The 6,400-nt window shown below is 73.4% G+C and carries 6 protein-coding genes and 1 pseudogene; all 7 read left to right on the forward strand.

The features are described from left to right. On the forward strand, nt 1-1,182 hold a 1,182-nt coding region (locus DKL51_RS18730), incomplete at its 5' end, for a trypsin-like peptidase domain-containing protein (protein WP_124812310.1). Between the two features lie 160 nt (nt 1,183-1,342). After that, nucleotides 1,343-2,014: a BON domain-containing protein gene (locus tag DKL51_RS18735; RefSeq protein ID WP_109943115.1), complete on the forward strand. Its 672-nt coding sequence runs from the start codon at nt 1,343-1,345 to the stop codon at nt 2,012-2,014. Between the two features lie 79 nt (nt 2,015-2,093). Further along, nucleotides 2,094-3,203, forward strand: a complete 1,110-nt coding sequence (locus tag DKL51_RS18740) for a glycosyltransferase family 4 protein (RefSeq protein ID WP_423790544.1) — start codon at nt 2,094-2,096, stop codon at nt 3,201-3,203. A gap of 124 nt (nt 3,204-3,327) precedes the next feature. Next, nucleotides 3,328-4,158 carry a patatin-like phospholipase family protein gene (locus tag DKL51_RS18745; protein ID WP_109943116.1) on the forward strand — a complete coding sequence of 277 codons (831 nt, stop codon included), beginning with the start codon at nt 3,328-3,330 and terminating at the stop codon, nt 4,156-4,158. Continuing rightward, on the forward strand, nt 4,158-5,180 hold the full coding sequence (locus DKL51_RS18750; RefSeq protein ID WP_109943117.1) for a 1-acyl-sn-glycerol-3-phosphate acyltransferase: 1,023 nt from the start codon (nt 4,158-4,160) through the stop codon (nt 5,178-5,180). The genes DKL51_RS18745 and DKL51_RS18750 overlap by 1 nt, the downstream gene beginning before the upstream one ends. A gap of 42 nt (nt 5,181-5,222) precedes the next feature. Then, the gene (gene cutA, locus DKL51_RS18755; protein ID WP_109943118.1) at nt 5,223-5,543 is read left to right on the forward strand and encodes a divalent-cation tolerance protein CutA; all 321 of its coding nucleotides are present in this window, start codon (nt 5,223-5,225) and stop codon (nt 5,541-5,543) included. A 47-nt stretch (nt 5,544-5,590) separates the two neighbouring features. Next, a pseudogene (locus DKL51_RS18760) lies at nt 5,591-6,400 on the forward strand (SCO7613 C-terminal domain-containing membrane protein); the annotation flags it as partial.

Here is a 6,400-nt window from a genome sequence, read left to right on the forward strand (position 1 = left end):
CACCAGGGCGCGCCGGGGTACCCCCCGCACGCCGGCGGGCCGGTCCCGCCGTACCAGGGGCACCAGCCGTACCCGCCGCACCACGCCGGCCAGCCGGTCCCGCCGTGGGCCCAGCCGCCGGCGGCCCGGCCGGGCCGGGCGGCGAAGTTCGTCGGCGCCGGCGCCCTGGTGCTGGCCCTGATGTTCGGCTCCGGTGTGGCCGGGGGCGCCCTCGCGCTCGCCGTCGGCGACCACTCGGGCGGCGTCACCCGCACCTACTCGGCGGCCCCGGTGCTCAACAGCGCGGATCTGCCGAAGATCGCCGCCTCCGTCCAGGACAGCGTCGTCTCGATCATCACGGACAACGGTGAGGGCTCCGGGGTGATCCTCAGCGCCGATGGTTACGTGCTGACCAACAACCACGTCGTCGCCTCCGCGAGCGGGGACACCGTCAAGGTGGTCTTCGCGGACGGCAAGAGCGCGCAGGCGAAGATCGTCGGCACCGATCCGAAGACCGACCTCGCGGTGGTCAAGGCCAGCGGGGTGAGTGGCCTCAAGGCGGCCAAGTTCGGCGACAGCGACGCGATGCAGGTCGGCGACCAGGTGCTCGCCCTGGGCAGCCCGCTGGGCCTCCAGGGCTCGGTGACCGCCGGCATCCTCAGCGCCCGCGACCGCACCATCCAGGCCGGCGAGGAGGGCCAGCAGCAGAACCCGCAGCAGGCCGCCAGCTCGATCTCCGGCCTGCTCCAGACCGACGCGCCGATCAACCCGGGTAACTCCGGCGGTGCGCTGGTCAACACCCGCGGCGAGGTGATCGGCATCAACACCGCGATCGCCACCGCCGGGCAGGGCAGCAACGGCAACATCGGCGTCGGCTTCGCCATCCCGAGCAACAAGGCCAAGGACGTGGCCGAGAAGCTCCAGCGCGGCGAGAAGGTCAGCCACCCCTCGCTCGGGGTGAGCGTCAACGCCGCCGAGGACGGCGGGGCGCTGATCGCCGCGGTGACCCCGGGGAGCGCGGCCGAGAAGGCGGGGCTCCAGCGGGGCGACGTGATCACCAAGTTCGGCGACAAGGTGATCAACGACTCCAACGACCTGGTCGGCGCCGTCCAGTCCGGCAAGGTGGGCGACCGGGTCCACGTGGAATTCAAGCGGAACGGTTCGACCCAGACGGCAACCGTGACGCTCGCCGAAACGTCATAACCAACAGAGACCTGCCTCCTCCAGGCGGCGGGTGACGGAGCCAAGGGGGTTGGTTCCGTCGCCCGCCGCCTTTTTTCCGGGCTCACCCGCAGCGGGTGAGCCCGGCTCACCCCCTCCGGCGGCACCCTCGACGGACGGGAACCGTACGGGGAGGGACGTCATGACCACCGCAGCCGCCGTCCGCACCGATCCGGAGATCCAGCGGGACGTGCTCGACGAACTCGCCTGGGACGCGCAGGTGCAGCCGAACGACATCGGCGTGACCGTCTCCGGGGGCGTGGTGACCCTGACCGGCTGGGTGGACAGCTACGTCCGCCGGTGGGCGGCCGAGCGCTGCGCGCACCGGGTGGGCGGGGTCCGCGCGGTCGCCAGCGACATCGAGGTACGGCTGGACGGCGCCGACGAGCGCACCGACGCGGACATCGCGATCGCGGCCAGCCGGGCGCTGGAATGGGACAGCTTCGTGCCCGCCGAGCGGCTGGACGTGACCGTCGCCAACGGCTGGGTGATGCTCCGCGGCGAGGTGGAGTACGGCTTCCAGCGGCGTACCGCCGAGCGGGAGTTGCGCCGGCTGCGCGGCGTACGCGGGGTCACGAACCTGGTGGAGGTCCGTCCGCCCACCCCGAGCAGGGAGGACGAGACCCGCCGGGAGCTGCAGCGGGTGCTGATGCGGCGGACCGGCACCGAGCGGATCGAGATCGGGGTCATCGGGGACACCGTGGTGCTCGACGGGGTGGTCCGCTCCTGGTGGCAGCGGGAGGAGGCAGAACGCGCCGCCTGGGCCACCCCGGGGGTCCGCGAGGTGCACGACCGCATCGTGGTCGCCGCGTGAGGCGGAGCCGTCGTTTACCCCCACCGGCGGCGGGAAAGCGCCGCCGATCACCGGGGACCAACGGGGAGGACTCGTGGCCGTGAACCACCCGTCGTCGGACCGCTCCCGTGAAGGGCCGCTGCGGATCGCGATGGTCGTGCCGCCATGGCTCTCGTTGCCGCCGCCCGGGTACGGCGGCTTGGAGCAGTTGGTGGCCGGCCTGATCGACGCGCTGGTCGCGCGCGGCAACGCGGTGACGCTCTTCGGCGCCGGCCGGCACAACGGCACCGCCGCCGACTTCGTCTCCACCGTGCCGGAGCTGCAGTACGACCGGCTCGGTGAGTCGCTGCCCGAGCTGGCCCACCTGGCGCGGGTCAACCAGCTCATCACCGCCGACGACTTCGACGTGATCCACGACCACACCACGATCGGGCCGATGGTCGCCGGTCGGCGGGCGGTGCCGACGGTGGCCACGGTGCACGGCAACCCGGTGGGGGAGTACGGCCAGGTGCTCAGCGACACCGATCGCGGGGTCGGCCTGGTCGCCATCTCGCACGCCCAGCGCCGGGCGAACCCGGGCCTGCCCTGGGTCGGGACGGTGCACAACGCGCTGCCGCCGCAGGAGTTCACGCACAAGCGGACACCGGGGCGCGGGCCGGTCCTCTGGCTCGCCCGGTTCAGCCCGGACAAGGGTCCGGACCTGGCCATCCGCGCCTGCCGGGCGGCCGGCCTGCCGCTGACCCTCGCCGGCAAGTGCAACGAGCCGGCCGAGCGCCGCTACTTCGAACGGGTCGTCGAGCCGATGCTGGACGAGGACGTGACCCTGGTGCTGAACGCCGACCGGGAGATGACCAAGCAGCTGCTGCTGGACGCGCGCTGCCTGATCATGTCGATCCAGTGGGACGAGCCGTTCGGCATGGTGATGGTGGAGGCGATGGCGACCGGTACGCCGGTTGTGGCGCTGCGTCGGGGCGCGGTGCCGGAGCTGGTCTGCGACGGGGTGACCGGGTTGCTCTGCGACCGCGAGGAGGACCTGCCGGCGGCGCTGCGCGAGTCGTCCCGCCTGGATCCGGCCGACTGCGTGGCGCACGTGGTGGAGAACTTCTCGGTGGAGCGGATGGCCCTCGGCTACGAGGAGGTGTACCGACGCTTCCTCGCCGGCAGCGCCCAGCCGGTCCCGCGGGAGCGGGTCGGGGTGGCAGCCCGCTGATCGGTCTGGTGGTCTCCGCTTCGTAGTAGCACAGTGCGACGGAACGGACCGCTCGGCGTGACGGCGGTTCTCCGGCGGGCGGCTCCGCCGGGTCCCCTTCCGCGCCCGTGCCAGGATGAACGGCATGGTTCGCGGTCCGGTGGCGTTCGTGCTCGGCGGCGGGGGAGTGCTCGGCGCGGTCGAGGTGGGCATGCTCCGTGCCCTGTTCCGGGCCCGGATCCGCCCGGACATGGTGCTCGGCACCTCGATCGGGGCGGTCAACGGCGCCCTGGTCGCCGCCAACCCCACGGAGGCGGTCACCGACCGGCTGGTTCGGCTCTGGGCCTCGCCCGAGGCGAGCGAGGTGTACGGCGACTCGGTTGCCCGGCAGCTGCGCCGCTTCGCCGCCCGCACCCACCTGCACTCGCCCCGGCCGCTGCGCCGGCTGCTGGAGAACGAGTTGGGCGAGGAGACCACCTTCGCCGACCTGAAGGTGCCGTTCCGGTGCTGCGCGGCGAACATCGAACGCGCCGCCGAGCACTGGTTCCACAGCGGACTGCTGGTACCGGCGGTGCTCGCCTCCGCGTCGGTGCCGGGGCTGCTCCCGCCGGCCGAGATCGACGGGCAGCACTACATCGACGGCGGCATCGTCAACTCCATCCCGATCGGGGAGGCGGTCGCCATCGGCGCCACCCGGATCTTCGTCCTCCAGGTCGGTCGGATCGAACGGGAACTGTCCCCGCCCCGCCGGCCCTGGGAGATCGCCCAGGTCGCCTTCGAGGTGGCCCGGCGGCACCGGTTCGCCCGGGAGATGGCCGCCCTGCCCGACGGGGTGGAGGTGCACGTCCTTCCCACCGGCGGCGGGACGCCACGCGACGACAGCCCGTGGGCGTACCGGGACATGGCGGCGGTGGGGCGCCGGATCAGTCGGGCGTACACCGCCTCCCGGCACTACCTGGCGCAGTTGGACCGCTGATGCCGCTGCCGCCGCGGTGGGTACGCCGATTGCTGCTGGCTCCCGGCGTGGTGCTGCTCGCGGTGGCGGTGGCGGTCACCGTGCCGATCTGGGCGCTGCTCGCGCTGGCCGCCTCGCCGCTGGTGCCCGGCCGGCTGCGACCGCTGCGGCTGCTCTGGATCGGCGCGGTCTACCTGGTCTGGGACGCCGCCGCGCTGCTCGCCCTCTTCGCCCTCTGGCTGGCCTCCGGGTTCGGCGCCCGGAAGCGCTCACCGGCCTTCCAGCGGGCGCACTACCTGCTGGCCGGTCGCTTCCTCCAGGTGCTGTTCTGGCAGGCCCGCTGGACGCTCCGGCTCAGCATCGACGTGGTCGGTACCGACCCGGACACCGCGCTGCCCGGCCGGCCGGAGCTGGTGCTCTGCCGGCACGCCGGGCCGGGCGACTCGTTCATCCTGATCCACGCGCTGGTGAACTGGTTCCACCGGGAGCCCCGGATCGTGCTGAAGGAGAGCCTGCAGTGGGACCCGGTGATCGACGTGCTGCTCAACCGGCTGCCCAACCGGTTCATCGCGCCCGGACCGGACGGCCGGGAGTCGGTGATCAAGCAGATCGGCCACCTCGCCACGGGCCTGGACGACGACGACGCGTTCGTGATCTTCCCCGAGGGCGGCAACTTCACCCCCAGCCGCCGGCTGCGGGCCATCGCCCGGCTACGCGCGCTCGGGCTGGAACGGATGGCGCTGCGCGCCGAACGGATGCAGCACGTGCTCGCCCCGCAGCCGGGCGGCCTGCTCGCCGCCCTGGACGCCGCGCCGGACGCCGGGGTGATCTTCGTGGCGCACACCGGGCTGGACCGGATGCTGACGGTGACCGACGTCTGGCGGGAACTGCCGATGGACAAGCGGATCGTGATGCGCTTCTGGTCGGTTCCGCCCGAGGAGATCCCGGCCGGGCGACAGGAGCGCATCGACTGGCTCTTCGACTGGTGGGCCCGGATCGACCAGTGGGTCTCGGCGAACCGCGACGGCGTGTCCACCACCTAGAACGGTGACCGTGCCGGCGGTGATCCCGCGTAAGGTGCGCACGTGGAGCAGATCTGCGTGGTGACGACGGTGGTGGACGCGCGGGCCGTCGCCGACGTACTGGCGGCCGCGGCCGTCGCCGGGCGGCTGGCGGCGTGCGCCCAGGTCGGTGGGCAGGTGGACAGCACCTACTGGTGGCAGTCCGCGGTGGAGACCAGCGCCGAGTGGTCGGTGCAGTTCAAGACCGCGCCGGACCGGGTGACCGCGCTGGTCGACCAGCTCCGTGCCAACCACCCGTACGAGGTGCCGGAGATCCTGGTGACCCGGGTGGAGAGCGGCAATCCGGACTACGCGACCTGGGTGCACCAGCACACCCGTCCCTAGGTATTCCTACTCTGGGCGGCCCGCCGGCCCGGGACGATGCTGGCCCCGTGGAGAACACCAGCTACCCGTGTCCCGCCTGCGGGGCATCCGCCAACCTGGTCACCGGCTGCTCCGGCTGCGGTCTGGGGCCGTACCCGCCCGCCGCCGAGGTGGTCCGGCTGGACCGGCAGATCGGTGTCCTCGACCGCGAGGTGGAGCAGGCCCGGCAGACGTACCAGGGGCTGCTGAGGCGGCTGGACGAGACCCGGCAGCGCCGGGCCGAACTGGCCGCCGGGACCCGGGCGAGGTTCCCGGCACCCGCTCCGCCACGGCCGGTGCCGGTCACGCCGGTACCGGCGCCGGGGCGGCCGGAGACCTCGACCCGAACCGTGCAGGGTCTGCTCTTCGTCCTCGGTGGACTGCTGCTCGGCACGGCCGCGATCGTCTTCACCGCCGTCGCCTGGGCCTCCGTCGGGGTGGCTGGCCGGGCGCTGATCCTGGCCGCGTTCACCGCGCTCGCGCTGGCCGTACCTATGGTCAGCGTCCGGCGCGGGCTGCGCGGCACCGCCGAGACGTTCGCCGCGGTGGGGCTGCTGCTGGTGCTTCTCGACGGGTACGCCGCCTGGGCGGTGAACCTCGCCGGGGTGGCCGGCTGGCCGGCGACCCGGTACGCCGGGCTGGTCGCGGCGGTCGGCGCGGCGGTGGCCGCCGGGTACGCGCGACTCAGCCGGCTGACCGTGCCGTGGTTCGCGGCGCTGCTGGTCGGGCAGCCGGTGCTGCCGCTGCTGGCGGTGGCGTCCCGGCCGTCGGCAGCCGGCTGGGCACTGGTCCTCACCGGGGTGGCGCTGGGCGACCTCGTGGTGGTGGTCGCCCTGCGG

Origin of the sequence: Micromonospora globispora (assembly GCF_003857015.1) — a bacterium.
Lineage (GTDB): Bacteria > Actinomycetota > Actinomycetes > Mycobacteriales > Micromonosporaceae > Micromonospora > Micromonospora globispora.

Coding starts and splice junctions, on each gene's coding strand:
- DKL51_RS18735 (WP_109943115.1), top strand. CDS start 1,343: ATGACCACCGCAGCCGCCGTCCGCACCGATCCGGAGATCCAGCGGGAC.
- DKL51_RS18745 (WP_109943116.1), top strand. CDS start 3,328: ATGGTTCGCGGTCCGGTGGCGTTCGTGCTCGGCGGCGGGGGAGTGCTC.
- DKL51_RS18750 (WP_109943117.1), top strand. CDS start 4,158: ATGCCGCTGCCGCCGCGGTGGGTACGCCGATTGCTGCTGGCTCCCGGC.